The following is a 26936-nucleotide window of genomic DNA, read 5'->3' on the forward strand; positions in this document are numbered from 1 at the left end:
CGCCCCTACCACGTGTGGCGCAATTTCACCCCCTTCAACATTGCGTTTCGGGAACGGCTGCTGTCAGGTGGTACGTCGCCCGCTCGTCCAGCAGGAGCGGGACAAGCGCCCGCAGGGACTGCCGCAGGGGTACGAGCACGCCGTCATCGTCCTTGCGTACGCGTACTCCGTGCAGCGCGAGTTCGTCCGCGACCTCGGTGTACTGGGCGTCCGTGAGCCGGTAGCCGCAGGGCGGGTTCCCGATCACCTCGGCGGGTTCGGGCGCGTCGTTGTCGGCGCCGCCGACGTAGACGGGCCCGGTGTCGGCCCAGCCGGTGAGCCGGGCCCGGCCCGTCGCCGCCTCGACCGCGCCCCGTCGTTGGTCGGTGTAGGCGAACAAGCCCTTGAGCGCGTCCAGTTGGGAGGTGACCCGGCGCCGGTTGTTCAGCGCCTCGTCGTCCTTCTCCGCGTCGGTGAGCGGGTCCACGCGACTCTCGATGAGCAGACCGACCGCATGCTTTACACCGGACATATTGCGCAAAATGCGCTCCTGCCCGTCACCGGCGACCTGTTTGACCGGCTCGCCGGTCCCGGGGTCCGTCCAGATGCCGTACGTGCCGGTCGAGTGGCCGGCCCGCTGCGCGGCGGGGCGGACGTACGCCTCGGAGAGGGTCCGCGCCTCGTCGTGGACCGCGTCGTGGGTGTTGAGGTTGCGCGGCCACAGGTCGAAGAGGTCCTTGTCGTAGTACGGGGGTGTGGCGCCGTACTCGTGCAGGTCGTACACCAGGTCGGGGCGCTGGTCGCGGATGACGGCGGCCAGGGCGCGGCCCTCCGCCGTCCGCAGGGCGAGGTGGTCGCGGTTGATGTCGACGCCGTCGCTGTTGCCGCGGGTGTCGGCGGCCCGGCCGTCGGGATTGGCGGTGGGCACGACGAGGACCGTGGTGCGGTCCAGGAAGCGCCGGGTGCGGCTGTCGCGGGCGTACGCGAGGTCGCGGATCGTGGTCAGGCAGGCTTCGCGGCCGGAGGGCTCGTCGCCGTGCTGACTGCACACGAGCAGCACCTTGTTGGGCGTCGGGCGGGTGCCGATGCGGACGAGCTGGAGCGGGCGGCCCTGCTCGGTGGTACCGAAGCGGGTCATGGAGACGCGGCTGCTGGACCGGTCGACGGCCTTCAGGAAGTCCTGTTCCTCGGGCTGCGCCGTCCAGCGGGCTCCGTCGGTCTGTTCGAAGCCGGTGCGCGGCGGGGTGTCGGTGCCGGCCCGGGCCGGAACGGCGACCAGGGAGGCGGCGAGGGCCGCGGCGGTCAGGGTCAGGGCGCGGACGCGGTTCACTGGCTGCCCTCCGGGACACGGTGAGTGGTGCGCGGGTTGCGTACGCCGTCCAGGAATCCGGCGTCGGGGGTGGTGAACGCGGCGCCCGTGGTGGCGCGGGCGAAGGCGGCGGTTCCGCCGACGAACGGGACGCGCGCCGAGGTGCGGGACAGGTCGAGCGTGAGCTTCGGCCGGTCCGTGGGAGGGTCGATGAGGCCCTTGTCGGTGCCGGCGACGATCAGTGCCAGGCGGTGGCCCTGGGGGACGACGTGGTCGGTCGCCGCCAGGTCGAGGGTGATCGTGTACCGCTTGCCCGGAGTGAGCGGGGCGCCCTTCAGGTCGGAGGCGTGGTTGCCGAGGTCGGCCCAGCCGCGGCTGACGATCGTGTAGTCGACGTCGGTGGTCTTCGCCCTGGTCGCCTTGAAGCAGGCGCTGTCACCGGCGGTGCTCGCGCCCCAGCAGGTCCGGTCGGTGAGGGTGGTGATGCCTTCGCCGCCGTCGGCGTAGTCGCGGATGGTGCCGGGCCCGATGTCCACGAGGACGGCGGAGAGATGGGCCGTCGGGGTGGAGGGCCGCGCGGTGACGGTGACCTGGGAGGAGCCGGAGACGCGCAGGTCGCGGCTGAGCGGCCGGGTGACGAAACCGGCCTTCTCCGGCGTCGGCTTGTCGATCTGTGCGGCCCAGTCGGTCTCGCCCAGGTCCGGGTCGTCGGTGAGGGTCCCGGTGCCGTGACCGCGGCGCAGACCGAGGGTGCCGACGCCGGCCTGGCTGCCGCGGTCGGGGTGCAGGGTGGCGGCCCGGGTGCCGTTCGGCGGCCAGACCCTGGAGGTGGTCCACTGGTCGGGGTGCCGTTCGATGTCGGCCATGGGCTCATGGTCGATGCCGTTGTCGTAGCCCATGAGTTCGTGGTCGAACCAGCGGTGCAGGGTGTCGACCCAGGCGCCGCGGCGGAAGTCGAACGGGTCGACGTGGCCGGTCTGGGAGAGCCAGATCTTGCGCTCGACGCCGTTCTTCGCGAGGGCGTCCCACCACTGGCCGACGTGCTTCATGCGCACGTTGAGGTCCTGCATGCCGTGCACGAGGAACACGCTGGCCTTGACCTTGCGCGCGGCCCTGACGTAGTCGCGCTCGGTCCACAGCGGCGTCCAGTCACCGGTGCGCGGGGCGCCGTCGACGAGCTTCTGCTGCACGGCGCCGCACTTGGCGCGGGCGTCCGGGCTGTCGACGTAGTCGGACAGCCACTCGGGGCCGGAGTCGTACAGCGGGGCGCCCTGCTGGAAGTAGTAGTCGTACCAGGAGGAGATGGCGCTGATCGGGACGATGGTCTTCAGGCCCTTGACGCCGGTCGCGGCCACGCCGTTGGCGATGGTGCCGTCCCAGCTCTTGCCGATCATGCCGGTGCGTCCGTTGGTCCAGCCGGCCTCGGCGCGGGTGGTGCCTGTGCGGCTGGTGTAGGCCTTGGCGCGCCCGTTGAGCCAGTCGACGACGGCCTTCGCGGACTGGACGTCGGAGCGGCCGCCGACGTCGACGCAGCCGTCGGAGCGGTTGGTCCCGGCCAGGTCGACGCCGACGACGGCGTAGCCGCGCGGCACGAAGTAGTTGTCGTAGAACAGGGGCATCTGTACGACGCGGCCGTCGGCGTCGTACGTCTTCTTCTGGCTCTCGTTGCCGCGTCCGCAGCAGGAGTAGTACGGGCTGGCGTCCATGATGACGGGGACCTTGCGGCCCTGCCTGGCGGGTTCGCGGGGGCGGACGATGTCGACGGCGACCCGGTCGGCCCTTCCGTCGCCGTCGCCGTCCAGCCCGGTGTCCACCCAGACGGCCTCGCGGATGGCGTTCTCGTAGGAGTGGACGGGCTCGCTCCCGCGTGGGGCGGCGTGTGCCGCGGCCGGGGTGAGCAGCGTGGCCATCAGGGCGGCCGCGGCCGCCGTCGCGAGCGGTCTCCAGGTCGTGAAGCGCGTGCGTTTCGGCATGGCCGGACGCTACATCGGTCAACTCCTGTTCAGAAGAGGGCACCTGACGGACCGGCGTGTCCGGGGCGCCACCGTGGGCCGGGTGTGCTCATGTCGGCCGAATGGCGATCGTGTGACAACAGGGGCCATGGACATGACCAGTGAGGCCGGGAGTCAATAGGCTCCGGAAGGACTTCGGGACCCTACGACTTGGAGTTTTGCGTGCACCGCAGAATCATCGCGCCGGGAGCCTTGACGGCGGCTGTTCTCCTGCTGGCGATCCCGGCATCGGCCGCGTCCTGGTCCCCCGGCGCGCCGGGCATCGGTGACCCCTACTACCCGGCCTACGGCAACGGCGGATACGACGTCTCCCACTACGACCTCAGGCTGAAGTACCAGCCGGCCACCGACGTACTCGAGGGCACGGCGAGCCTCGTGGCCCGCACCACGCAGGACCTGTCCCGCTTCAACCTGGACTTCCTGCTGGACGTCGACGAGGTGCGGGTCAACGGGGCGAAGGCCTCGGTCCGGACGTCGGGCGAGCACGAGCTGGAGGTCACGCCGAAGACCCCGCTCGCCAAGGGCACGCCCGTCACGGTCGTCGTGCGCTACCGCGGGGTGCCGTCGTCGAAGCAGGCGTACGGCTTCACCAGCTGGCACCGCACACCGGACGGCGGTGTCGCGGCGAACGAGCCCGAGGCGGCGGCCTGGTGGTTCCCGAGCAACGACCATCCGCTGGACAAGGCCACCTACGACGTGTCCGTGCTGGTCCCGGACGGCACGCAGGCCATCTCCAACGGCACGCTCCAGTCGACGAGTTCACGGCTCGGCTGGACCCGCTGGAACTGGCGCTCCGACAAGCCGCAGGCCACGTATCTCGCCACGCTCGCGGTCGGGAAGTTCGACATCACCACCGGCACGACCGAGAGCGGCATCCCGGTCCTCAACGCGTACAGCGAGAACCTGGGCGCGAACGCCGGCCCGGCCCGGGCGAGCCTCGAACGGACCGGGGAGATCGCGGACTGGCTGGCCGGGTACTTCGGCCCGTACCCCTACAGCGCGCTCGGCGGATACGTGCCGAACACGACCACCGGGTACGCGCTGGAGACCCAGACCCGGCCGTACTACAGCCCGCGGCAGTTCGCGAACGGGTCGAACGTGTCCCTCGTCGTCCACGAGCTGGCGCACCAGTGGTACGGCGACGCGGTGTCGCTCAAGCGCTGGAAGGACATCTGGATCAACGAGGGCTTCGCGCGGTACGCGCAGTGGCTGTGGTCCGAGCACGAGGGCGAGGGCACGGCGCAGGAACTCGCCGACCACGTGTACGCCTCGCATCCGGCGGACGACTCGTTCTGGACGGTGAAGCCCGGCGACCCGGGCCCGGACAACCAGTTCGACATCGCGGTCTACGACCGTGGCGCGCTGGCCGTCCAGGCACTGCGCAACGAGATCGGTGACGAGGCGTTCTTCGCGATCCTCAAGGGCTGGCCGCAGAAGTACGCCTACGGCAACGCGTCGGTCGCCGACTTCCAGCGGTACGCCGAGGAGGTCTCCGGCAAGCCCCTGGCCGCCCTCTTCGACACCTGGCTGTTCCAGCCGTCCAAGCCGACGGCCTCGGCGGCCCGGACGGCGTCCGTCGCGAAGGACGGCGGGGCGGTGACGCAGCCGAAGTCGTGGAAGAGGATCGCGGCGACGAACGGCGTGCACGAGCACTGAAGCCCGCGCCGCCGTGGGCCAGGGCCACACACAGCGGCCCTGGCCTGCTACTTCGAGAGCTGCGACAGCTCCTGGTCGGCCGCCTGCGACACCCGTCGGCGGATGCCGAACCAGCCCGCGACCAGCATGACCGCGATCAGCGGGACGAGCAGGAGCGTCTTCCGGCCGACCTCGGGGTCGTTCCACATCATGCCGAGGCAGGCCAGCAGGAAGGCGATCGTGGCGATCTCCGTGACCGGGCTGCCGAAGAGGCGGAAGGAGGGCCGGGCGACGAGGCCCTCCTTGGCGCGGCGGACGAAGACCAGGTGGCAGATCATGATGATCACCCAGGTGCTGATGATGCCGAGCGAGGCGACGTTCAGCACGATCTCGAACGCCTGGGCCGGCACGAGGTAGTTCAGGCCGACGCCGAGCACGCACACCGCGCAGGTCAGCAGGATGCCGCCGTAGGGGACCTGGCTGCGGTTCATCCGGGCGGTGAACTTCGGCGCGGAGCCGGCCATCGCCATCGAGCGCAGGATGCGGCCCGTGGAGTACAGGCCCGAGTTCAGCGAGGACATCGCGGCGGTCAGGACCACCAGGTTCATGACGTCGCCCGCCGCCGGGACGCCGATCTTCGACAGGACCGTGACGAAGGGGCTCTGGTCGGCCGAGTAGACCGAGCCGGGCAGGAGCAGGGCCAGCAGGACGACCGAGCCGACGTAGAAGAGACCGACCCGCCACATGATCGAGTTCACCGCGCGGGGGACGACCTTCTCCGGCTCGGCGGTCTCGCCCGCGGCGACACCGACGAGTTCCAGCGCGGCATACGCGAAGATCACGCCCTGCATCACGAGGACCACGGGCATCATGCCGTGCGGGAAGACGCCGCCGTTGTCCGTGATGACGCCGACGCCCGGCGTCTGGCCGCCCACCTCGTGCTGGGTGGCCAGCAGGAAGATGCCGATCAGCATGAAGCCGACGAGCGTCGCGACCTTGATGATCGCGAACCAGAACTCCATCTCGCCGAAGATCTTCACCGAGATGAGGTTCACCGCGAGCACGACCGCGAGGGCGGCCAGCGCGAGCACCCACTGCGGGATGTCGGTGAACAGGCTCCAGTAGTGCGTGTAGAGGGCGATCGCGGTGATGTCGGCGATGCCGGTGGTCGACCAGTTCAGGAAGTACATCCAGCCGGCGACGTAGGCGCCCTTCTCGCCGAGGAACTCGCGCGCGTACGAGACGAAGGAGCCCGAGGAGGGCCGGTACAGGACCAGCTCGCCGAGGGCCCGGACGACGAAGAAGGCGAAGATGCCGCAGACCAGGTAGGCCAGTGCGAGCGCGGGGCCCGCGTTGTGCAGCCGGCCGCCGGCGCCCAGGAAGAGCCCCGTGCCGATCGCGCCGCCGATGGCGATCATGTTGACGTGGCGGGCCTTGAGGTCCTTGCTGTAGCCGGCGTCGCCCGCGTCCGCGGGCACCTGTGCCGCGTCGCTGGGAGATGCGGCTGCTGCCGTGTTCACGGCGTCCTTGCTCACGGGTGGATCCACTCTCTGGTGCTCCCGAGCGGGTCGCGCTCGGCTGTCCGGACGTACATAAGGTCCGCGCCCTGTAAAGGCACAGACCAAGGGGCCACCTTCCCCCACCGTGCGCGGCCCACGCGGTGGCGTACGTCACAGAGCGCGACTTCTCACACTGTCGTCACATCGACCGCCGGGATGTGTCACAGCGCTGGTGAGACAGCGATACTGCTGCGCATGACGACCGACACCGAGGAACCGACCCTCACGATCGACGAACTGGCCGCCCGGGCCGGTGTCACGGTGCGCACGGTCCGCTTCTACGGCACGAAGGGGCTGTTGCCGCCACCGGTGCTCGGCCCCCGGCGCGTCGGGCACTACGGGCGGGAGCATCTGGCCCGGCTGGCGCTGATCGAGGAGTTGCAGCACCAGGGCATGACGCTGGCGGGCATCGAGCGCTACCTGCGGCAGCTGCCTCCGGACCTGAGCGCGCACGACCTCGCCATCCACCGGGCCGTGGTGGCCTCCTGGGCGCCGGACACCGTCGAGACCCTCACGCGGGAGGAACTGCGCCGGCGCGCGGGGCGGCCGCTCGGCGAAGAGGACGTCCAGCGGCTCGTCGCGATGGGCGTGGTCCGGCCCGTGGACGACGGGTACGAGGCCGACCTCGGTCTGCTCCGGCTGGGTGTCGGGCTGCTGGACGTGCCGCTCTCCCAGGAGGCGATCTTCGCGGCGCGCACGGTTCTCCTCGACCACGCGCGCGCCGCGGCCCGTGAGCTCTCCCGGCTCTTCCGCGACGAGGTCGCCGAGCGTGACGCCCGGGACGTGCGGTCCCTGTCGGCGCACATGCACCCGCTGGTGGTGCAGGCGCTCCTCACGGCCTTTCAGCGGTCGCTGAAGGAAGAGCTGGGCGAGTGGCTGACCGGATCAGCCGCGGACTGAGTCGCTGAACCGCTCCCCCCGCTCGGCCTTCTCCACCAGCAGGGCGGGCGGGGTGAACCGCTCCCCGTAGCGCTCGGCGAGTTCACGCGCGCGTGCCACGAACCCGGGCAGGCCTCCCTCGTAGCCGTTGACGTACTGGAGCACGCCGCCGGTCCAGCCCGGGAAGCCGATGCCGAAGATGGAGCCGATGTTGGCGTCGGCGACGGAGGTCAGCACGCCTTCCTCCAGCAGCCGGACCGTGTCCAGCGCCTCGGAGAAGAGCATGCGTTCCTGCATGTCCCTGAAGGGGATCGAGTGTCCCGGCCTGGTGTAGTGCTCGCGCAGTCCGGGCCAGAGCCCCGCGCGCTTGCCGTCGTCCCCGTAGTCGTAGAACCCGGCGCCGCCGCTGCGGCCCGTGCGGCCGAACTCGTCGACCATGCGGTCGATGACGGCCTCGGCGGGGTGGGCCGTCCAGGTGCCGCCCGCCTCCTCGACGGCCCGCTTCGTCTCGGCCCGGATCTTGCGCGGCAGCGTGAGCGTCAGCTCGTCCATCAGGGACAGCACCTTGGCCGGGTAGCCGGCCTGGGCGGCGGCTTGTTCGACCGAGGCGGGCTCGATGCCCTCGCCGACCATGGCGACGCCCTCGTTGATGAAGTGCCCGATGACGCGGGAGGTGAAGAAGCCGCGCGAGTCGTTGACGACGATCGGCGTCTTGTTGATCTGCCGGACCAGGTCGAAGGCGCGGGCCAGGGCCTCCTCGCCCGTCCGTTCGCCCTTGATGATCTCGACCAGCGGCATCTTGTCGACCGGCGAGAAGAAGTGCAGACCGATGAAGTCGGCCTGGCGCTCCACGCCCTCGGCGAGCGCGGTGATGGGGAGGGTGGAGGTGTTGGAGCACAGCAGCGCGTCGGGGGCGACGACGTTCTGGATCTCCTGGAACACCTTGTGCTTGAGGGAGGTGTCCTCGAAGACGGCCTCGATCACGGCGTCGCAGCCCGCGAGGTCCTGGACCTCGGCGGTGGGGGTGATGCGCCCGAGCAGTGCGTCTGCCTTCTCCTGGGTCGTACGGCCCTTGGCGACGGCCTTGGCGCAGAGTTTCTCGGAGTAGGCCCTGCCCTTGAGGGCCGCTTCCAGGGAGACGTCCTTCAGGACGACGTCGATGCCGGCGCGGGCACAGGAGTAGGCGATGCCGGCGCCCATCATCCCGGCGCCCAGGACGGCGACCCTGCGGACCTTGCGGGGCTCGATGCCCTGGGGGCGGTTCGCGCCGGAGTTGACGGCCTGGAGGTCGAAGAAGAAGGCCTGGATCATGTTCTTCGAGATCTGCCCGGCCGCGAGGTCCACGAAGTAGCGGGCCTCGATGATCTGGGCGGTCTCGAAGTCGACCTGCGAGCCCTCGACGGCGGCGGCGAGGATGTTGCGCGGCGCCGGGTAGGGAGCGCCGCCGGTCTGCTTGCGCAGGGTGGCCGGGAAGGCGGGCAGGTTCGCGGCGAACTTGGGGTTGGCGGGCGTGCCGCCCGGGATACGGTAGCCCGGCTTGTCCCAGGGCTGCTGGGCCTCCGGGTTGGCGTCGATGAAGGCGCGGGCCTTGGCGAGCATGTCCTCCCGGCTGTGGGCCACGTCGTCGACGAGGCCGTTCTCCAGGGCGCGGCGGGGGTTGTACTGGGTGCCCTGGAGGAGGACCTTCAGCAGGGCGTCGGCGATGCCGAGCATCCGGACGGTGCGGACGACTCCGCCGCCTCCGGGCAGCAGGCCGAGGGTGACCTCGGGGCAGCCGATCTTCGAGCCGGGCGCGTCGAGGGCGATGCGGTGGTGGCAGGCCAGGGCGATCTCGTAGCCGCCGCCCAGCGCGGCGCCGTTGAGCGCGGCGACGACCGGCTTGCCGAGCGTCTCGATGCGGCGCAGGTTCCGCTTCATCGCCATGCCGCCGTCGAACAGCTCCTGGGCCGTCTCGGGGGTGACGCGGATGAGGTCGCGCAGGTCGCCACCGGCGAAGAAGGTCTTCTTCGCGGAGGTGATGATGACGCCCCGGATGGAGTCCTTCTCGGCCTCCAGGCGGTCGGTGACGGCGGCCAGGGAGTCGCGGAACGCCTGGTTCATGGTGTTCGCGGACTGGTCGGGGTCGTCGATGACGAGGGTGACGAGGCCGGTGCCGTCCTGTTCCCAGCGGATGGTGGTGGACTCAGTGCTCATGTGGAGGTGCTCCGTGTGATCCGTCGGGAGGTGGTCAGATGCGCTCGACGATGGTGGCGACGCCCATGCCGCCGCCGACGCACAGCGTGGCGAGGCCGTAGCGCTTGTCCTGGCGCTCGAGTTCGTCGACGAGGGTGCCGAGGATCATCGCGCCGGTCGCACCGAGGGGGTGGCCGAGCGCGATCGCGCCGCCGTTGACGTTGACCTTGTCCAGGGACAGGCCCATGTCCTTCACAAAGCGCAGTACGACCGCGGCGAACGCCTCGTTGATCTCGACCAGGTCGATGTCGTCGATGGACAGTCCGGCCTTGGCGAGGGCCTTGCGGGTGGCCGGGGCGGGGCCGGTGAGCATGATGGTGGGCTCGGAGCCGGACACGGCGGCGGAGACGATCCGGGCCCGGGGCGTGAGGCCGTAGCGCTCGCCGACCTCCTTGGAGCCGATCGCGACGAGCGAGGCGCCGTCCACGATGCCGGAGGAGTTGCCGGCGTGGTGGACGTGGTCGATCTTCTCCACCCAGTGGTACTGCTGGAGCGCCACCGCGTCGAAGCCGCCGAGCTCGCCGATGTCCGCGAAGGACGGCTTGAGCCCCGCGAGGGAGTCGGCGGTGGTGCCGGGGCGCGGGTGCTCGTCGTGGTCGAGGACGACGAGGCCGCTGCGGTCCTTCACCGGTACGACGGACCGGTCGAAGCGGCCGTCCTTCCAGGCGGCGGCCGCCCGCTCCTGGGAGAGGGCCGCGTACTCGTCGACGTCGCGCCGCGAGAAGCCCTCGATGGTGGCGATGAGGTCGGCGCCGATGCCCTGCGGCACGAAGTTGACCTCGAGGTTGGTCATCGGGTCGTTGAACCAGGCGCCGCCGTCGGAGGCCATCGGCACCCGGGACATCGACTCGACGCCGCCCGCGAGCACGAGGTCCTCCCAGCCCGAACGCACCTTGGCGGCCGCCAGGTTGACGGCCTCCAGGCCCGAGGCACAGAAGCGGTTCTCCTGGACACCGGCCACCGTGTCGGGCAGCCCCGCGGCGATGGCGGCGATCCGGGCGATGTCGGATCCCTGGTCGCCGACCGGGCCGACGACGCCGAGCACGATGTCGTCGACGGCGGCCGGGTCCAGGCCGGGGAAGCGGGCGCGGATCTCGTGGATGAGTCCGACGACCAGGTCGATGGGCTTGGTGCCGTGCAGGGCGCCATTGGCCTTGCCGCGTCCGCGCGGGGTGCGGATCGCGTCGTACACGTACGCTTCGGTGCTCACGAGGAGGCCTTTCACTGAGGGTTTCGGGACGACGGGAGGAGCCCGGGGACGTCCCAGTCCCGGGCGACCTCCGCGGTGTCGGCGCCCGGCAGCGCCGGGCCGGTGCGGACGGAGGTCGGGGTCGCGGAGAAGCGGGGGGCGGGGGCGGGCTGGGTGATGCCGCCGTGGTCGGTGAAGGTGCCGCGGGCGGCGAGATGCGGGTGGTGCGGCGCCTCGCGCAGCGACAGCACCGGCGCCACGCACGCGTCGGAGCCCTCGAAGACGGCTGCCCACTCGTCCCGTGTCCGGGTCTTGAAGCGGATCGCGACCTGTTCGCGCAGCTCGTCCCATCGGGTGACGTCCTTGCGGGCCTCGGCCTGGTCCTCGATGCCGAGCAGGGCGAGGAACTCCGCGTAGAACCGTGATTCCAGCGCGCCGACGGCCATGTACCGGCCGTCGGCCGTCTCGTAGGTCCCGTAGTACGGGCAGCCGCCGTCCAGGAGGTTGGCGCCGCGGCGGTCCTGCCAGCCGCCGGCGGCGAGCATGCCGTGGATCATCGTGGCGAGGTGCGAGGCGCCGTCGACGATCGCGGCGTCCACGACCTGGCCGGTGCCCGTCTCCCGCGCGTGGTGCAGGGCGGCGAGGACGCCGACGACGAGGTAGAGGGAGCCGCCCGCGTAGTCGCCGAGGAGGTTGGCCGGGACCGCGGGCGGCTCGTCCGGCCGGCCGATCATGCCGAGCGTGCCGGTGGGGGCGATGTACGCGATGTCGTGCCCGGCGCGCTGGGCGAGCGGGCCGTCCTGGCCCCAGCCGGTCATCCGGCCGTAGACGAGACGCGGGTTGCGGGCGTGGCAGTCCCCGGGGCCGACACCGAGGCGCTCGGCGACGCCGGGCCGGTAGCCCTCGACCAGGACGTCGGCCCGTGTGGCCAGGTCGAGCACCCGGGCGGGCCCGTCCGGGTGCTTCAGGTCGACGACCACGGAGCGCTTGTTGCGGTTGGTGACGTCGTACGCCGGGTCGATCGCGAGCCCGGGCCCGCCGGGCCGGTCCACGCGCACGACGTCGGCCCCGAAGTCGGCGAGCAGCATGGCGGCGAACGGGCCGGGTCCGATCCCGGCCAGTTCGACGACCCGCACACCGGCGAGCGGACCGTGCCCTGGCGTCCTTGCCGTGGTCATCCAGCCCCCAGTGCTGTGACACAAGTGATGTAACACCAGTGATGCTAAGAACACGTTCCACTCGGCACAAGAGCTGCACGAGCAAGCGCTTAGCAATCTGCCGGACGGGGCCGGGCCCCGTCCAGTACCGCTCTCGGCCGCTTCGGCGGGATCACCCGGCGGCTCTGCTTCATCCGGTCGGCGGCCCCGGGGCGGACTCGCGTGCTTTCTCCCGCTTCTTCAGGGCATTCCCGGTCGTGGTCATCGTCGTTCCTCCGGGCTCGTCGTCGGGCTCCGCACTCCTCACGCTAGCCTCGGCCACCGACAGCGGCACGGGCTGAACGACCGAGGGGTGTCATGAGCGGGTTGAACAGGACGGACTGTCCGTACGACATCGTGCTTTTCGGAGCCACGAGTTTCGCCGGAGCGCTCACCGCGGAGTATCTGGCCGGCCACGCGCCCGACGGGCTGCGCTGGGCGATCGCGGGCCGCAGCGCGGAGAAGCTGGAACGGCTGCGGGAGCGGCTTCCGGCGGGCGCCGAGGTCGGGGTGTTGCGGGCGGACGTCTCCGACCCGGCCTCGGTGCGCGCGCTGGCCGAGAGCGCGCGGGTGGTGGCCACGACGGTCGGCCCGTACGTGACGTACGGCGAGGAGCTCGTCGCCGCCTGCGCGGACGCCGGGACCGACTACCTCGACCTCGCGGGCGAGCCCGAGTTCGTGGACCTCATGTACGTGCGGCACGACGCACGCGCGCGTGAGACCGGGGCGCGGCTGGTGCACGCCGCCGGGTTCGACTCGATCCCGCACGACCTCGGCGTGTACTTCACCGTGCGGCAGCTGCCGGAGGGTGTACCGCTGACCGTGGACGGGTTCGTGACCGCCGACGCGGCCTTCTCGGGCGGTACGTTCGGCTCGGCCCTGAACCAGTTCGCCCGGCAGCGGGAGATGGCGGCGGCCGCGCGGGACCGGCGGCGCCACGAGCCGCGGCTGGTGGGCCGGCGGGTGTCGGCGCCGACGGCCGCGCCGCGGTTCGCCAGGGAGGTCGGCGCGTGGGCGCTGCCGATGCCGACCATCGACCCGCAGATCGTGCGGCGGTCGGCGACGGCCCTCGACCGGTACGGGCCGGAGTTCCGCTACCGGCAGTACGCGGCCGTCCGGCGTCTGCCGGTCGCCGTGGGCGGGGTGGCGGCCGTGGGTGCCGTGGTCGCCGCCGCCCAGCTGCCGGCCGCACGGCGCTGGTTGTCCGGCCGGCTCAGGCCCGGGGACGGGCCGAGCCCCGAGAAGCGAGCGAAGAGCTGGTTCTCCCTGCGCTTCGTGGGCGAGGGCGGTGGCCGGCGGGTGTACACGGAGGTCTCGGGCGGCGATCCCGGTTACGACGAGACGGCGAAGATGCTCGCCGAGTCGGCGCTGTGCCTCGCCTTCGACGACCTCCCGAAGACGGCGGGGCAGGTCACGACGGCGGTGGCCATGGGCGACGCGCTGGTCGACCGGCTGCGCGCGGCGGGCATCCGCTTCCGCGTCGCGTCGACGCGCTGAGCGGGCGCCGCGGGGCTCCGGTCTAGAGCGGCCACTCGGCGATGGTGTAGATCATCCCGGCTATCCAGGCGAGTCCCGCCAGCACGGCGAGGACCAGCCCGATCGTGACGGCCCGCTCGACGGTCTGGGTCGGACTGGCGACAGACTTGGGGGCGCGGTGCGTTGTCATGCGCCCCAGCCTGCCGACGAGGCGCCGGCCGGGCATCCGTACAGGTACTCAGAGCCGGTACTCAGATCGCGCCGCCCGTCCCACGGCAGGCCGCTCCCCCGGTTTGAGACTTTCCTCGGCCCTCCTCGCGAAACGGCGGGCGACGACGGGCAACGGCGCGAAAAGTACCAAGAACGAGTTCAATGAAACCATTGAAGGCATGAAGTTCCTTCTCGAAGTCACCATGGACGACGCGGCGTTGGCGAGGGACCCGGCGGGCGAGCTGGGCCGGATCCTCAGGTACTGGGGCGGCAATCTGCACCACTACGCGCTCCGGCCGGGAGACGGCTCGGTCGTCTACGACTCGGAGTACCGGGAGGTGGGCCGCTGGCGGGTGGCCGATCAGCCGGAGTAGGTCTGCCGCAGCGCCTTCCGGCAGAGCGCGTCCGCCCTGCGGGTGGTCTCCGGGAGGCGGTACTCGGGGGTGAGTGCGAGGGTGTGGGCGCAGGCGTCGGCCAGGGTCACGCGATGGCCGACGGAGACGAAGACCGGCTTGACGCCGTCGCGCGTGCGCAGGGCGCGGCCGACCTCCTCGGAGCCGGCGAGCAGCGCGGAGGTGCTGCCGCGCGGGGTGTCCGGCTCGTCGTGGGCGAAGGTGAAGGGGTTCTTGGCGATACCGATCGTGGGCAGCCCGGTGAGCACCCCGAGGTGGCTGGCGAGACCGAAGCGGCGAGGGTGGGCGAGCCCGTAGCCGTCGCAGACCACCAGGCCGGGCGGGCACGGCAGGGCGTCGAGGGCGGCGAGGACCGTGGGGATCTCGCGGAAGGCGAGCAGTCCGGGCACGTAGGGGAAGGAGACCCGGCCCACCGCCGTGGCCTCGGCGACCACGGCGAGACTCGACGCGTCCAGGACGACCGCCGCCGCGGCGACCACGTCCCGCTCGTCGTCGTACGCGACGTCGACCCCCGTCACATGGCCCGTCCCGGGCGGCGGCCCGGGTTCGTCGAGGATCACACGGGCCCGCAGTTCGTCCTGGACGGCGCGGGCCTGCTCCTCGGTCGCGGGCCAGCCTTCGGGGATGCGTACGGTCGTCATGGTGACCTGAGCCTATGGTCTGCCCGCGGCCGGGCGGGCGCCCGGGGGTAGGCTCGTGATCATGTTCGTGCTGGAGCTGACCTACACCGCCCCGCTGGAGGCCGTCGACGCCGTGCTGGAGGCGCATGTGGCGTGGCTGGACGAGCAGTACGCGCAGGGTGTCTTCCTCGCGTCCGGGCGCAAGAACCCCCGCGACGGCGGGGTGATCGTCGCCGTCGCGGAGGACCGTGCGCGGATCGAGGAGATCGTCGCGGGTGACCCGTTCGTCACCGCCGGCGTGTGCGCGTACCGCGTCACCGAGTTCGTGGCGACGAAGACGGCACCCGCGCTGGAGGCCTACCGGGAGACCCTCTGAGGCGTGGGCCTCACTTGCCCAGCGCGCGCTGGAGCTGGCTCTTGTTCATGTTGGACCGGCCCTCCACGCCGCGGCGCTTGGCCTCCTGGTAGAGCTGGTCGTAGGTGGGCCCCTGGGAGCCCTGCCCCGACCGCTGACCGCCGCGCCTGCCGGACGACATGTCCTTCGTCGACGTACGGCTCGCCGTCTTCGACTCGCCGGAGCGGGCGCGTTCCTTGTTCACCGTCCGCGAGGCGATCTCCTTGGCACGGCCGGTGCTCTCACCCCGGTCCTGCGCGCTCTTCTTGATGTGCTCGTACTGTCGTTCCCGCTTGGGGCTCGAACCGCGTGGCATGACCGCTCACTTCCTTTCACGACCAGTGAACGAGTACCCACACTGCCAAGAATCAGCGCATACCGCTCGCTCAGTGCTCCAGGCGGGCAACCCGCCCCTTCTCACCGGCGGCCCAGCAGCCGTGGCCCGGTGCGCAGTCGACGGTGTCGTAGGAGCCCGTGTCGACCGTGCGCCAGGTGCGGCCGCCGTTCGTGGTGAGGTCGGTGCCGGTGGGGCCGACGGCGAGGGCGGCGGTGCGGCTGTGCGGGAGCCAGGCGGCGCCGGAGCGGTAGGCGGGCGGGGGCGCGGTGGCGGGGCGCCAGGTCCGGCCGCCGTCGCCGGTGCGTGCGGCGGCGTCCGGTGAGGGCCGGCCGGGGTTGAAGTCGCCGCCGACGGCGAGACCGTGGGTGCGGTCGCGGAAGGCGAGCGCGAAGACGCCCCGGGCCGGGTCGCCCGCCGGGAGGGGCGTGTCGGTGGCCGTCCAGGTGAGTCCCCGGTCGGCGGAGTGCAGCACCCGGGCGCGTGCGGCCCCTCCGGTGGCGAGCCAGACGTCCTTCGGACCGGACGTGACCAGACACTGTCCGCTCGCCGCGAATCCGGCCTCGCCCTCCTGCGCGGCCGGCATGCCCGTGTCCGGCAGCACCTTCCAGCTTCGGCCGCCGTCGCCGGTGGACAGGATGCGGAACCTGCCGTCCACCGGGTCGCTCATCGCGAGGCCGTGGCGGTGGTCGAAGAAGGCGAGGCAGTCGTAGAAGGCCTTCGGGTCGGTGTTGCGGAAGGACTCCGTCCAGGTCGTGCCGCCGTCGTCGGTGCGGTACACCCGGGACGCCTCGCCCTCGCCGATGGCCAGGACCACGGCCCGGCGCGCGTCGAACGCCTCGACGTCCCGGAACTGCAACTCCGCGGCGCCCGGGGGTGAGACGTTCCGCCAGGTCGACCCGCCGTCGGTGGTGCGCAGCACGGTGCCGCCGGTCCCGGCGAGCCAGGCGGTGTTCCGGCTGACGGCGGCGAGCCCGCGGAACCGTACGTCGGGGGTGCCGGTGTCCTTGAGCTCCCAGGGCGGCCCCCGGTGCTCCGGCCCGTGCGCCTGGGCGGGTACGGCGGCCGGCGCGGCCAGCGCGACCAGTGCCGCCGCGCACGCCACCACCGTGGTCACCCGGTGCTGTGTCCGTCCCGTACGTCGCGTGCTCCCCAAGCGCCTCATGGCCGGCGAAGCTAGCCCACCGCCCGGGCGCCGTCCAGATGGCCTCACCCGTGTTCCGGGTGTTCCCGCGGTCGCCACAAGTGCCCTTCCGGGCACGCGAGGAGAGTCACGTCACTCCCGTGCATGAACGCGGTGACAGAGGTCACTCGCATTTCGTGTGCACGGATTGGCTGATTCCGTCGTCTCTTCCAGTGCTCGGGTCTCATACGCCCGGAAGTCCGTCCAGCCGTCACAAGGGAGCAAGGCGTTGTCCATCGTCATCGAGCAGCCCGTGGAGGCCCGCCTCGTCGCCGCCGCGCCGCGTATGCCGAGCATTCCCGCGACGCTGCACTACGACCGACGTGACCCGTTCGCCGTCCGCATGACCTTCCCCGCCCCGGCCACGCTGGAGGGGGTCGACGTCTGCTGGACCTTCTCGCGCGAGCTGCTCGCGGCCGGCCTGAAGAACGCCGAGGGACACGGCGACGTGCGGGTGCGGCCCTACGGGTACGACCGCACGGTGCTGGAGTTCCACGCCCCCGAGGGCACCGCCGTCGTGCACGTCCGCTCCAGCGAGGTGCGCCGGTTCCTGGAGGCCACGAGCGAGCTCGTGCCGGTCGGCCTGGAGCACCTCCAGCTGGACCTGGACCACGACCTGGCCGAACTGATGCGGGACGCGTGCTGAGCCGACCGTCCTGAGCGAAGGGGCGTTGGCCGTCCGCTCGGGGCGGGGCGGCTTCCCCTTTGTCTGCCGGTCAGGAGCAGATCCGGTCGGTGAGCGCCGCCCTGCCCCGCTCGGCCTTCACCCCGCCGCCGGCCCCGGCCAGGGCGCGGCTGGGGCCACACGGCGGCCGGACAGGCCGGTGATGGCTCATTAATTCCGTTGACAGGCCTCGACCGCCCTCGTACGGTCTACAGCGTCCTGTTGCCGCCGATTGGAGAAGGACGTTGCTCGTCTGAGGTCCTGAGACACCGCGTCACCCACCACAGGTGTGTGCGCTGCGTGCGACCTCGGCATATGAGCCGTCCTCCGGGCACAGGGCCTTTTTTCATGTACATGAAGCGCCCGTGAAGTGTGCCCCTGGAGCCTCCTCCCTGGTCGCAGGTGTCTCGATACGCGATTGCCCCTGGCCGCATCAAGCAACCGCGAAAGAGGCCCGCATGCCTACTTCCATCACCGTCACGTCCCTCTCCTTCACCTGGCCCGACGGCTCCCCCGTCTTCGAGGACCTCGACGTCGCCTTCGGCCCGGGCCGCACCGGCCTGGTCGGGGTCAACGGGTCGGGGAAGTCGACCCTGTTGAAGCTGATCGCCGGTGAGCTCGCACCGGCCGACGGCACCGTCCGCGTGGCCGGCGAGGTCGGCTACCTCCCGCAGAACGTCACGCTCGACACCACCCTGCGCGTCGACGAGGCGCTCGGCATCGCCGACCGGCGGGCCGCGCTGCACGCCATCGAGGCCGGGGACGTGTCCGAGACGCACTTCGAGACCGTCGGCGACGATTGGGACGTGGAGGAGCGAGCCCTGGCCACCCTCGGCGAACTCGGCCTCGGCCACGTCAAGTTGGACCGCACCATCGGCGAGGTGTCCGGCGGCGAGTCGGTGCTGCTGCGGCTCGCCGCGCTGCTGCTGCGCCGTCCCGACGTGCTGCTGCTGGACGAGCCGACCAACAACCTCGACCTGTACGCGCGCAGGCGGCTGTACACGGCCGTGCAGTCCTGGCCCGGCGTCATGGTCGTGGTCAGCCACGACCGGGAACTGCTGGACCTCGTCGACCAGATCGCCGACCTGCGCTCCGGCGAGATCACTTGGTACGGCGGCAACTACTCCGACTACGAGGAGGCCCTCGCGGTCGAACAGGAGGCGGCGGAGCGCATGGTGCGCGTCGCCGAGTCCGACTTCCGTAAACAGAAGAGGGAACTGACCGACGCCCAGGTCAAACTGGCCCGCCGCAAGCGGTACGGGCAGAAGATGTGGGACCAGAAGCGCGAACCGAAGATCGTCATGGGCGCGCGCAAGCGCGCCGCGCAGGAGTCGGCGGGCAAGCACCGCATCATGCACGAGGAGAAGCTCGCCGAGGCCAAGGAGCGGCTCGACGAGGCGGTGGAGGCGGTACGGGACGACGACGAGATCCGGGTCGACCTGCCGTACACGGCCGTGCCGCCGGGGCGGACCGTCCTCACCCTCCAGGATCTCGGGCTCCGCTACGGCGCCCGGGTGGAGGGCGGCTTCGAGCTGCGCGGCCCCGAGCGGGTCGCGCTGATCGGGCGTAACGGCGCGGGCAAGACGACGCTGCTGCGCACGATCACCGGGGAACTCGAAGCGGAGTCGGGCGAGGTGACGGCGCATGTCCCGCTGCGGTTCCTGCCGCAGCGGCTCGACATCCTGGACGGGGAGCGGACCGTCGCCGAGAACGTGGCCCGGTTCGCGCCGGGCGCCACCAACAACCGGGTCCGGGCGCGGCTGGCCCGCTTCCTGTTCCGGGGGGCCCGGGCCGACCAGAAGGCGGCGACGCTGTCCGGCGGCGAACGCTTCCGGGCGGCACTGGCCGCGCTGATGCTGGCGGAGCCGGCGCCGCAGCTGCTCATGCTGGACGAGCCGACCAACAACCTCGACATGGCGAGTGTGCGGCAGCTGACCACGGCCCTGGAGTCGTACGAGGGAGCGCTGATCGTGGCCAGTCACGACCTGCCGTTCCTGGAGTCGGTCGGCATCACGCGGTGGCTGCTGCTGGAGGAGGGAGAACTGAGGGAAATCACGCCAGAAGCTGTCGGGTTTCCCGCCTAGCGTCGGTGGCATGACCGACTTCACGCACGATGTGATCACCCTGACCGGAGCCCGCGAGAACAACCTCAAGGACGTCACCCTGCGCATCCCGAAAGGCCGGCTGACCGTGTTCACCGGCGTTTCGGGGTCGGGCAAGTCCTCCGTCGTCTTCGACACGATCGCGGTGGAGTCGCAGCGCCAGCTGAACGAGACGTTCCCGTGGTTCGTCCGCAACCGGCTGCCCAAGTTCGAACGGCCGCACGCGGACGGACTGGAGGACCTCTCCCCCGCGATCGTCGTCGACCAGCGGCCGGTCGGCGGCCACTCCCGGTCGACCGTCGGCACCATGACGGACGTCTACTCGGTGATCCGGGTGCTGTTCTCCCGGCACGGCACCCCGAGCGCCGGGCCGGCTACGGCCTACTCGTTCAACGACCCTTCGGGCATGTGCCCCGAGTGCGACGGCCTCGGCCGGGCGGTGCGGCCCGACTGGGACCGCATCCTCGATCCGGACCGCTCCCTCGCCGACGGGGCGGTCCGCTTCCCGCCGTTCGCGGCCGGGACCTGGCAGGGGCAGACGTACACCAACAGCGCCGACCTGGACCCGGACAAGCCGGTGGGGCGGTTCACCGCCGCCGAACGGGAGTTCCTGATGCGCGGGCGGCCCGGCAGCAAGGTCACCGTCAACGGCAGCGGCGGCACCTGGTCCACCGACTACGAGGGGCTGGCCGATCGTTTCGAACGGCTGTACCTGAAGCGGGACCTGTCGGCCATGAGCCAGAAGACCCGCGACCTGGTCCAGGGGTTCCTGGTGGAGGGCGTCTGCCCGGCCTGCCGGGGAGCCCGGCTGGGCGCGGCCGCGCTCGCGACCCGGATCAACGGCCGGTCGATCGCCGACTGCGCGCGGATGCAGGTCACCGACCTCATCGCCGTGCTGAAGGAGATCGACGACCCGGTGGCCGGGCCCGTCGCGGGGGCGGCGGTGGCCGCGCTGGAGCGGATCGAGGCGATCGGGCTCGGCTACCTCAGCCTCGACCGGGAGACCGCCACGCTCAGCGGCGGGGAGGGGCAGCGGCTGAAGACCGTGCGGCACCTCGGCTCCAGCCTGAGCGGGATGACGTACATCTTCGACGAGCCGAGCGTCGGCCTGCACCCGCGGGACGTGGGCCGGCTCGGCGACCTGTTGCTGCGGCTGCGCGACAAGGGCAACACGGTGCTGGTGGTCGAGCACGACCCGGACGTCATCGCGCTGGCCGACCATGTCGTCGACATGGGGCCGGGGGCCGGTGCGGAAGGCGGCACGGTGGTGTTCGAGGGGACGCCGGGCGGGCTGGCCGCGTCCGGCACACTCACCGGACGGTGCCTGCGCCGCCGTACGGCGGTCAAGGAGACGGTGCGGCAGGCCACCGGCGAACTGTGGGTCGAGGGCGCCGGCCGCCACAACCTGCGGGACCTGACCGTACGGTTCCCGGCCGGGGTGCTCACCGCCGTCACCGGGGTGGCGGGGTCGGGGAAGAGCACGCTGGTCGGGGAGTTCACCGCCGCGCACCCCGACGCCGTGGTCGTCGACCAGTCGTCGATCGGGATCTCGGCCCGGTCCACCCCGGCGACGTACCTGGGGATCATGGACACGGTACGGAAGATCTTCGCCCGTGCGACGGGGGCCGGCGCGGGCCTGTTCAGCTTCAACTCCGGCGGCGCCTGCGGCACCTGTGAGGGCCGGGGGATCATCTACACCGACCTCGCCTTCATGGACCCGGTGACGACGACCTGCCACGACTGCGAGGGGCGGCGCTTCAAGGAGGAGGTGCTGCGGCTGACGGTGCGGGGCCGGTCCATCGCCGACGTCCTGGAGATGACGGCCGAACAGGCCCTCACCTTCTTCGACGACACGGGCGTACGGCGCCGGTTGCGCGCCCTGCGGGACGTCGGACTCACGTACCTGACCCTCGGCCAGCCCCTCTCCACACTCTCCGGCGGCGAGCGGCAGCGCATCAAGCTGGCCACGCGGCTGCACCGGACGGGCGCGGTCTACGTCCTCGACGAACCGACGACCGGCCTGCACATGGCGGATGTGGACGGCCTGGTCTCTCTGCTGGACCGGCTGGTCGACGCGGGCAACACGGTCGTCGTCGTCGAACACAACCTGGACGTGGTGGCCCGGGCCGACTGGGTGATCGACCTCGGCCCGGACGGCGGCCGGGACGGCGGCGAGATCGTCTTCGAGGGGACGCCGCGTCAGCTCCTGGGCGTGACGGGATCGTCCACCGCGGAGCATCTGCGGCGGGCGCTGGACTCGGCGGGCGTTTCCGCGGAGGCCGGTCTGCCGGTGTGACGGGCTCTCGCCCCGTCAAGGTGCGGTGCGGGCGGTGGACCGATGGGGTGGTTTGACGTTCCGGCGGCCGATCAGGCGTACCGGCCCGCGAACACTGGGAGGGGGGTGGTGCGGGCCGCCCGGGGAGGGGTTGCGGGGCATGGGGGACAGCACGGTTCTGGTGGCGGTGGCGGAGCGTCCGGAGGACGGGGGCGTCACCGCCGGGCAGCTGGCGAGGATCGCCGAGGCGATCCGGGCACGCGGCTCACAAATCCGTTGGGCGGTGAGCGTCGCCGACGCGGAGGCGGTGCTCAGGACCGAGGCGGGCCTCGCCGCCGCGGTGGTCGCCTGGGACCTTCCGCCCGGACCGCGAGCCGTGGGTGCGACGGGCGGTGAGACGGGCGGTGCGGCGGTGCTGCGCCGGATCGGGAGGCGCTTCCAGGACCTGCCGGTGTTCCTCGTCATGGCGGACGAGGGGCTGCGCGAGCTGCCGCTGTGGGTGTCGCAGGCGGTGGTGGGCTACGTGTGGCCGCTGGAGGACACGCCGGCGTTCATCGCGGGCCGGATCTCCACCGCCGCCCGTGCCTACCAGGACGCCCTGCTCCCGCCCTTCTTCCGGGCACTGCGCCGTTTCGACGACGCCCACGAGTACTCCTGGCACACCCCCGCCCACTCCGGCGGTGTCGCCTTCCTGAAGTCGCCCGTGGGCCGGGCGTTCCACGACTACTTCGGGGAGCGGCTGCTGCGCAGCGACCTGTCGATCTCGGTCGAGGAGCTCGGCTCGCTGTTCGAGCACACCGGGCCCATCGGCGAGGCCGAGCGCAACGCCGCCCGGGTCTTCGGCTCCGACCGGACGTACTTCGTGCTGCACGGCGACTCCACCTGCAACCGTCTGGTCGGCCACTTCAGTGTGACCCGTGACGAGATCGCCCTGGTGGACCGCAACTGCCACAAGTCGGTCCTGCACGGCCTGGTGGTCTCCGGTGCCCGGCCGGTGTACCTGGTCCCCACGCGCAACGGCTACGGTCTGGCCGGACCCCTGCCGCCGGCCGAGATCGGGGCGGAGTCGGTGGCGGGGCGGATCGCCGCGAGCCCCCTGACGGCGAACGCCGTGTCGGCCCGCGCCCAGTACGCGGTCTTCACCAACTCGACGTACGACGGCCTGTGCTACGACGCGGTCGCCGTGGCCCGGGCCCTCGCCGCCGGCACGCCCCGGCTGCACTTCGACGAGGCGTGGTTCGCCTACGCCCGCTTCCATCCGCTGTACGCCGGGCGCTACGGCATGTCGGTGGACGAGCAGACCTTCCCCGGGCCCGACCGGCCGACGGTGTTCGCCACGCAGTCCACGCACAAGCTGCTGGCGGCGTTGTCGCAGAGCGCCATGGTGCACGTCAGGCCCGCGCCCCGGGCGCCGGTGGAGCACGAGCGGTTCAACGAGGCGCTGATGATGCACGGCACCACCTCGCCGCTGTACCCGATGATCGCCTCGCTGGACGTGGCCACGGCGATGATGGACGGTCCGCAGGGGCAGTGGCTGGTGGACGAGGCGGTGACCGAGGCGGTCCGGTTCCGCCAGGAGATGGTGCGCCTCGGGCGGCGCGTCGAGGCCGCCGGGGACCGGCCGCCGTGGTTCTTCGGCGTGTGGCAGCCCCGTGAGGTGACCGACCCCGCGAGCGGGACGCGCCTGCCTTTCGACGAGGCTCCGGCGGAACTGCTGCGGACCGAGCCGTCCTGCTGGCACCTGGAGCCCGGCGCGGACTGGCACGGCTTCCCGGGGCTCACCGAGGGCTACTGCATGCTCGACCCGATCAAGGTCACCCTGACCTGCCCGGGGATCGACGCCACCGGTGACGTGGCCGGCTGGGGCATTCCCGCGCGGGTGCTCACCGCGTACCTGTCCACACGCGGGATCGTGGTGGAGAAGACCGACAGCTACACCACGCTGGTGCTGTTCTCCATGGGCATCACCAAGGGCAAGTGGGGCACGCTGCTGGACGCCTTGATGGACTTCAAGGACCTCTACGACGGTGACGCCCCGCTCGACCGGGTGCTGCCCGCGCTGGTCGCCGAGCACCCGCGGCGCTACTCCGGGCGGAGTCTGCGCGGGCTGTGCCAGGAGATGCACGACCAGCTGCGCGAGATCCGCCTGGTCGAGCTCCTCGACACCGCCTTCCGGCAACTGCCGGAGCCCGTCTCCCCGCCGCAGCTGTGCTACCAGCGCCTCGTCCGCGGCGGGACGGAACGGGTCCGGCTGACCGACGCGGCAGGCCGGGTCGCCGCCGCGATGGTCACCGTCACACCGCCCGGCATCCCCGTCCTCATGCCCGGCGAGAGCGTCGGCGACGCGTCCGGCCCCCTGCTGCGGTACCTGACCGCCCTGGAGTCCTTCGACCGCCGCTTCCCCGGCTTCGGCAGCGAGACCCACGGAGTGGTCCGCGACCCCGACACCGGCGATTACAGCATCGAATGCCTGCGTCAGAAGACACCCGAACGAACCGACGCCACGACGGCCCCGGCCCAGCGCCGCGCCTCGGAGGAGGCCGGGACAGCCGGATAGCCCGACCAGGCACGCCGTGACGCCTCACCGGACCCTGATCGCCCGGGCCCGCCCGGCCGGCGGCGTGAGCGCCCCGCAGTGCCTGCGCGCCGGTACCGCAGGGTCGGACGGTTCAGGCGTTCTGGGTGGGCTGCGCGCAGCGTGCCCTGCCCCGGGGGTGTCCTCTCCCGGGATCGCCCTGCATGATGGGCGGCTGACGCCCGATGGGTTCCGGTCGATCCCGGAGGTTCCATGGGGGCGGTCCAGACACGTCCCATCCGATACGGAGTCATGCTAGTGCCCAGCAAGAAGGCCCTCGTCCGCCGCCCCAGCCCACGCCTCGCCGAGGGGCTGGTGACACACATCGAGCGGGAGAAGGTCGACGCCGACCTCGCGGTCGAGCAGTGGGAGGCGTATGTGGAGGCGCTGCGCACGCACGGCTGGGAGACCATCGAGGTGGACCCGGCCGACGACTGCCCGGACTCGGTGTTCGTCGAGGACACGGTCGTGATGTACAAGAACGTCGCGCTGATCTCGCGCCCGGGCGCCGGCTCCCGGCGCGACGAGACCGCCGGGGTCGAGGAGGCCGTGGCCGGACTGGGCTGCTCCGTGAACTGGATCTGGGAGCCGGGCACGCTGGAGGGCGGCGACGTACTGAAGATCGGCGACACGGTGTACGTGGGCCGTGGCGGTCGCACCAACGCCGCCGGCGTGCGGCAACTGCGGGCCGCCTTCGAGCCGCTGGGCGCACGGGTCGTCTCCGTGCCGGTCAGCAAGGTGCTGCACCTGAAGTCGGCGGTCACCGCCCTGCCGGACGGGACGGTCATCGGGCACATCCCGAAGATGGACGCGCCGTCGCTGTTCGCGCGCTTCCTGCCGGTGCCGGAGGAGGCCGGGTCGCACGTGGTGCTGCTCGGCGGTGACAAGCTGCTGATGGCGGCCAGCGCGCCGAAGACCGCCGAGCTGTTCGCGGACCTCGGGTACGAACCGGTCGTCGTGGACATCAGCGAGTTCGAGAAGCTGGAGGGATGTGTGACGTGTCTCTCGGTCCGACTGCGGGAGCTGTACGCCTGACCGGGTGGACAAACCGCCCGTTCGGCCCTAGACCTGCGTGTCCGCGAGCCGCACCGCCGCACCGGCGACCCCGCTGATCAGCGGCCTTTACAGCGCCCTTAACCTACGGACTCGTAACCTACGGCAACGTAGCCTACGATGCCGTAGGTTTCCGCTCACCGCTCGTACGCATGTCCCCCTGGAGAGTCCATGACGATCACCACTCCCCACCTCGGCAGCCCCGCCGGCGCCTGGACCGACGCCCAGCTGCTGTACGCACTGGAGGAAGTGGTCGAGAAGGAGCTCAACCGGCATCTGCAGGTCGCCAAGGACTGGATGCCTCACGAGTATGTGCCGTGGAGCGACGGACGCAACTTCCCCGGCCTCTTCGACGACGGCGAGGCCTGGGAGAAGGAGCAGTCCAAGGTCACGGAGATCGGCCGCATCGCGCTCATCGTCAACCTGCTGACCGAGGACAACCTGCCCAGCTACCACCACGAGATCGCCTCGCTCTTCGGCCGCGACGGCGCCTGGGGCACCTGGGTGCACCGCTGGACGGCGGAGGAGGGCCGGCACGGCATCGTGATGCGGGACTACCTGCTCACCTCGCGCGCCGTCGACCCGGACAAGCTGGAACAGTTCCGCATGTCGCACATGAGCGAGGGCTTCGAGTCGGACAACCGCCACTCGATGCTGCACTCGATCGCCTACGTCGCCTTCCAGGAGCTGGCCACCCGCATCTCGCACCGCAACACCGGCCACCAGTCCGGTGACCCGGTCTGCGACCGCATGCTGGCCCGCATCGCGACCGACGAGAACCTGCACATGGTCTTCTACCGGAACCTGCTGAAGGCGGCGTTCCAGCTCGCCCCCGACCTGACCATGCAGGCGGTGCGCGACGTGGTCGTGAACTTCCGGATGCCCGGTCACGGCATCCCCGGGTTCGAGCGGGCCGCCGCGCAGATGGCGATCGGCGAGGTCTACAACCTGCGCATCCACCACGACGACGTGCTTCAGCCCGTGCTGCGCTTCCTGAAGATCATGGAGATCGACGGCCTGGGCCCCGAGGGCCTCAAGGCGCAGGAGGAGCTCGGCCTGTTCATGGGCGGCCTGGACTCCGAGGCGTCGAAGTTCGACGAGAAGCTGGCCGCTCGCAAGGCCCGGATGGCGGCCCGCGCCGGCGCCTGACGGCGGAGCGGGCCCCCACGGCCCGGTGACCTGAGGCCCCGGCCGCCACGAGCGGCCGGGGCCTCACGGCGTTCCGGTCGGCTAGCGCGAGGCCCGCCGCAGCTCCAGACGTTCCTTCTCCGACAGGCCGCCCCAGACACCGAAGCGCTCGTCGTTGCTCAGCGCGTAGTCGAGGCAGGCCGCCTGGATCGGGCACATTCCGCAGATCCGCTTCGCCTCCCGTACCGAACTGCCCGGCTCGGGGAAGAAGAAGTCCGCCCCGGTCTGCGCGCACAACGCTTCCTGCTGCCAGGCGAGTTCGGGCGAGGTGATCGTGTCGATGTGCATGGTCAGCAGCGTCGCGGTCGGCGAAAAACGTTCGATCAACGCGGGATCAACACGCGTTTCACGTGCCTCCGGCGGTCCCGATGGTGTCCTGCCGGGTGAGGCGACGCACGGCGGCGCGCGGGATCGCGGGAAACACGCCGCCCGGCGCTCCGGCGGCGGCTGTCAGTGGGC

22 protein-coding genes are annotated in these 26936 nt (G+C 71.5%); 11 read left to right on the plus strand and 11 right to left on the minus strand.

Going from position 1 to position 26936, the window contains the following annotated elements:
• Positions 1–34: 34 nt before the first annotated feature.
• Together ABZ016_RS08195 and ABZ016_RS08200 are read right to left on the minus strand one after the other, a co-directional pair.
• A complete protein-coding gene (locus ABZ016_RS08195) occupies positions 35–1309 on the minus strand; it encodes a M14 family metallocarboxypeptidase (RefSeq protein WP_356915717.1) in 1275 nt (424 codons plus the stop codon).
• On the minus strand, positions 1306–3261 hold the full coding sequence (locus tag ABZ016_RS08200; protein WP_356915718.1) for a Xaa-Pro dipeptidyl-peptidase: 1956 nt from the start codon (positions 3259–3261) through the stop codon (positions 1306–1308). The genes ABZ016_RS08195 and ABZ016_RS08200 overlap by 4 nt, the downstream gene beginning before the upstream one ends.
• Before the next feature lie 201 nt (positions 3262–3462).
• Between ABZ016_RS08200 and ABZ016_RS08205 the strand changes: the two genes are divergently transcribed.
• Entirely contained in the window at positions 3463–4956 is a 1494-nt protein-coding gene (locus tag ABZ016_RS08205; RefSeq protein WP_356915719.1) for a M1 family metallopeptidase, read from the plus strand.
• Positions 4957–5003: 47 nt separating this feature from the next.
• On the opposite strand, the gene ABZ016_RS08210 is transcribed toward ABZ016_RS08205, so the two are convergent.
• Complete coding sequence (locus ABZ016_RS08210) at positions 5004–6470, minus strand: amino acid permease (protein WP_356915720.1); 1467 nt, start codon at positions 6468–6470, stop codon at positions 5004–5006.
• 219 nt (positions 6471–6689) lie between these two features.
• Here ABZ016_RS08210 and ABZ016_RS08215 point away from each other — a divergent pair, with 219 nt between their 5' ends.
• Complete coding sequence (locus tag ABZ016_RS08215) at positions 6690–7394, plus strand: MerR family transcriptional regulator (protein ID WP_356915721.1); 705 nt, start codon at positions 6690–6692, stop codon at positions 7392–7394.
• Here ABZ016_RS08215 and ABZ016_RS08220 read toward each other — a convergent pair.
• The 3 genes from ABZ016_RS08220 to ABZ016_RS08230 are packed head-to-tail and all read right to left on the minus strand — an operon-like array spanning position 7380 to position 11972.
• Positions 7380–9566 (minus strand): 3-hydroxyacyl-CoA dehydrogenase NAD-binding domain-containing protein, encoded by a 2187-nt coding sequence (locus ABZ016_RS08220; protein ID WP_356915722.1) that lies wholly within the window; start codon positions 9564–9566, stop codon positions 7380–7382. The genes ABZ016_RS08215 and ABZ016_RS08220 overlap by 15 nt on opposite strands.
• Before the next feature lie 34 nt (positions 9567–9600).
• Entirely contained in the window at positions 9601–10815 is a 1215-nt protein-coding gene (locus tag ABZ016_RS08225; protein WP_356915723.1) for an acetyl-CoA C-acetyltransferase, read from the minus strand.
• An 11-nt stretch (positions 10816–10826) separates the two neighbouring features.
• The gene (locus ABZ016_RS08230) at positions 10827–11972 is read right to left on the minus strand and encodes a CaiB/BaiF CoA-transferase family protein (protein WP_356915724.1); all 1146 of its coding nucleotides are present in this window, start codon (positions 11970–11972) and stop codon (positions 10827–10829) included.
• Positions 11973–12308: 336 nt separating this feature from the next.
• Here ABZ016_RS08230 and ABZ016_RS08235 point away from each other — a divergent pair, with 336 nt between their 5' ends.
• Positions 12309–13487, plus strand: a complete 1179-nt coding sequence (locus ABZ016_RS08235) for a saccharopine dehydrogenase NADP-binding domain-containing protein (protein ID WP_356915725.1) — start codon at positions 12309–12311, stop codon at positions 13485–13487.
• Between the two features lie 22 nt (positions 13488–13509).
• Here ABZ016_RS08235 and ABZ016_RS08240 read toward each other — a convergent pair whose 3' ends face one another.
• Positions 13510–13656 carry a hypothetical protein gene (locus tag ABZ016_RS08240; protein ID WP_356915726.1) on the minus strand — a complete coding sequence of 49 codons (147 nt, stop codon included), beginning with the start codon at positions 13654–13656 and terminating at the stop codon, positions 13510–13512.
• Between the two features lie 199 nt (positions 13657–13855).
• Between ABZ016_RS08240 and ABZ016_RS08245 the strand changes: the two genes are divergently transcribed.
• The gene (locus ABZ016_RS08245; protein WP_356915727.1) at positions 13856–14050 is read left to right on the plus strand and encodes a hypothetical protein; all 195 of its coding nucleotides are present in this window, start codon (positions 13856–13858) and stop codon (positions 14048–14050) included.
• Here the strand turns inward: ABZ016_RS08245 and ABZ016_RS08250 are convergent.
• Positions 14038–14730: an endonuclease V gene (locus ABZ016_RS08250; RefSeq protein WP_356915728.1), complete on the minus strand. Its 693-nt coding sequence runs from the start codon at positions 14728–14730 to the stop codon at positions 14038–14040. The two genes, ABZ016_RS08245 and ABZ016_RS08250, sit on opposite strands and share 13 nt — an antisense overlap.
• A 61-nt stretch (positions 14731–14791) precedes the next feature.
• Here ABZ016_RS08250 and ABZ016_RS08255 point away from each other — a divergent pair, with 61 nt between their 5' ends.
• Positions 14792–15085, plus strand: coding sequence for a YciI family protein (locus tag ABZ016_RS08255; RefSeq protein ID WP_356915729.1), 294 nt, complete (start codon positions 14792–14794; stop codon positions 15083–15085).
• A 10-nt stretch (positions 15086–15095) separates the two neighbouring features.
• Here ABZ016_RS08255 and ABZ016_RS08260 read toward each other — a convergent pair whose 3' ends face one another.
• Both ABZ016_RS08260 and ABZ016_RS08265 read right to left on the minus strand, forming a co-directional pair.
• On the minus strand, positions 15096–15419 hold the full coding sequence (locus ABZ016_RS08260) for a plasmid stabilization protein (protein WP_356915730.1): 324 nt from the start codon (positions 15417–15419) through the stop codon (positions 15096–15098).
• A gap of 70 nt (positions 15420–15489) precedes the next feature.
• Positions 15490–16545, minus strand: a complete 1056-nt coding sequence (locus ABZ016_RS08265) for an oxidoreductase (RefSeq protein WP_356915939.1) — start codon at positions 16543–16545, stop codon at positions 15490–15492.
• A gap of 304 nt (positions 16546–16849) precedes the next feature.
• Between ABZ016_RS08265 and ABZ016_RS08270 the strand changes: the two genes are divergently transcribed.
• The 6 genes from ABZ016_RS08270 (at position 16850) to ABZ016_RS08295 (ending at position 26438) form a co-directional block, all read left to right on the plus strand.
• Positions 16850–17266 carry an SsgA family sporulation/cell division regulator gene (locus ABZ016_RS08270; protein ID WP_356915731.1) on the plus strand — a complete coding sequence of 139 codons (417 nt, stop codon included), beginning with the start codon at positions 16850–16852 and terminating at the stop codon, positions 17264–17266.
• A gap of 476 nt (positions 17267–17742) precedes the next feature.
• Complete coding sequence (locus ABZ016_RS08275) at positions 17743–19368, plus strand: ABC-F family ATP-binding cassette domain-containing protein (protein ID WP_356915732.1); 1626 nt, start codon at positions 17743–17745, stop codon at positions 19366–19368.
• Positions 19369–19378: 10 nt separating this feature from the next.
• On the plus strand, positions 19379–21682 hold the full coding sequence (locus tag ABZ016_RS08280) for an excinuclease ABC subunit UvrA (protein ID WP_356915733.1): 2304 nt from the start codon (positions 19379–19381) through the stop codon (positions 21680–21682).
• Positions 21683–21821: 139 nt separating this feature from the next.
• Positions 21822–24218: an Orn/Lys/Arg decarboxylase N-terminal domain-containing protein gene (locus ABZ016_RS08285; protein ID WP_356915734.1), complete on the plus strand. Its 2397-nt coding sequence runs from the start codon at positions 21822–21824 to the stop codon at positions 24216–24218.
• A gap of 276 nt (positions 24219–24494) precedes the next feature.
• Complete coding sequence (gene ddaH, locus ABZ016_RS08290) at positions 24495–25271, plus strand: dimethylargininase (RefSeq protein WP_356915735.1); 777 nt, start codon at positions 24495–24497, stop codon at positions 25269–25271.
• A gap of 189 nt (positions 25272–25460) precedes the next feature.
• Complete coding sequence (locus ABZ016_RS08295; protein ID WP_356915736.1) at positions 25461–26438, plus strand: acyl-ACP desaturase; 978 nt, start codon at positions 25461–25463, stop codon at positions 26436–26438.
• A gap of 81 nt (positions 26439–26519) precedes the next feature.
• On the opposite strand, the gene ABZ016_RS08300 is transcribed toward ABZ016_RS08295, so the two are convergent.
• Positions 26520–26765, minus strand: coding sequence for a WhiB family transcriptional regulator (locus ABZ016_RS08300; protein WP_356915737.1), 246 nt, complete (start codon positions 26763–26765; stop codon positions 26520–26522).
• Positions 26766–26936 lie beyond the last annotated feature (171 nt).

The organism is Streptomyces sp. NPDC006372 (assembly GCF_040612515.1).
Classification (GTDB): domain Bacteria; phylum Actinomycetota; class Actinomycetes; order Streptomycetales; family Streptomycetaceae; genus Streptomyces.

Excerpts from the sequence above, each read along its gene's own strand:
- ABZ016_RS08285 (WP_356915734.1), top strand. The coding sequence starts at position 21,822 with ATGGGGGACAGCACGGTTCTGGTGGCGGTGGCGGAGCGTCCGGAGGAC.
- ABZ016_RS08260 (WP_356915730.1), bottom strand. The coding sequence starts at position 15,419 with ATGCCACGCGGTTCGAGCCCCAAGCGGGAACGACAGTACGAGCACATC.
- ABZ016_RS08245 (WP_356915727.1), top strand. The coding sequence starts at position 13,856 with ATGAAGTTCCTTCTCGAAGTCACCATGGACGACGCGGCGTTGGCGAGG.
- ABZ016_RS08295 (WP_356915736.1), top strand. The coding sequence starts at position 25,461 with ATGACGATCACCACTCCCCACCTCGGCAGCCCCGCCGGCGCCTGGACC.
- ABZ016_RS08215 (WP_356915721.1), top strand. The coding sequence starts at position 6,690 with ATGACGACCGACACCGAGGAACCGACCCTCACGATCGACGAACTGGCC.
- ABZ016_RS08240 (WP_356915726.1), bottom strand. The coding sequence starts at position 13,656 with ATGACAACGCACCGCGCCCCCAAGTCTGTCGCCAGTCCGACCCAGACC.
- ABZ016_RS08220 (WP_356915722.1), bottom strand. The coding sequence starts at position 9,566 with ATGAGCACTGAGTCCACCACCATCCGCTGGGAACAGGACGGCACCGGC.
- ABZ016_RS08300 (WP_356915737.1), bottom strand. The coding sequence starts at position 26,765 with ATGCACATCGACACGATCACCTCGCCCGAACTCGCCTGGCAGCAGGAA.
- ABZ016_RS08200 (WP_356915718.1), bottom strand. The coding sequence starts at position 3,261 with ATGCCGAAACGCACGCGCTTCACGACCTGGAGACCGCTCGCGACGGCG.
- ABZ016_RS08250 (WP_356915728.1), bottom strand. The coding sequence starts at position 14,730 with ATGACGACCGTACGCATCCCCGAAGGCTGGCCCGCGACCGAGGAGCAG.
- ABZ016_RS08280 (WP_356915733.1), top strand. The coding sequence starts at position 19,379 with ATGACCGACTTCACGCACGATGTGATCACCCTGACCGGAGCCCGCGAG.
- ABZ016_RS08275 (WP_356915732.1), top strand. The coding sequence starts at position 17,743 with ATGCCTACTTCCATCACCGTCACGTCCCTCTCCTTCACCTGGCCCGAC.
- ABZ016_RS08255 (WP_356915729.1), top strand. The coding sequence starts at position 14,792 with ATGTTCGTGCTGGAGCTGACCTACACCGCCCCGCTGGAGGCCGTCGAC.
- ABZ016_RS08230 (WP_356915724.1), bottom strand. The coding sequence starts at position 11,972 with ATGACCACGGCAAGGACGCCAGGGCACGGTCCGCTCGCCGGTGTGCGG.
- ABZ016_RS08235 (WP_356915725.1), top strand. The coding sequence starts at position 12,309 with ATGAGCGGGTTGAACAGGACGGACTGTCCGTACGACATCGTGCTTTTC.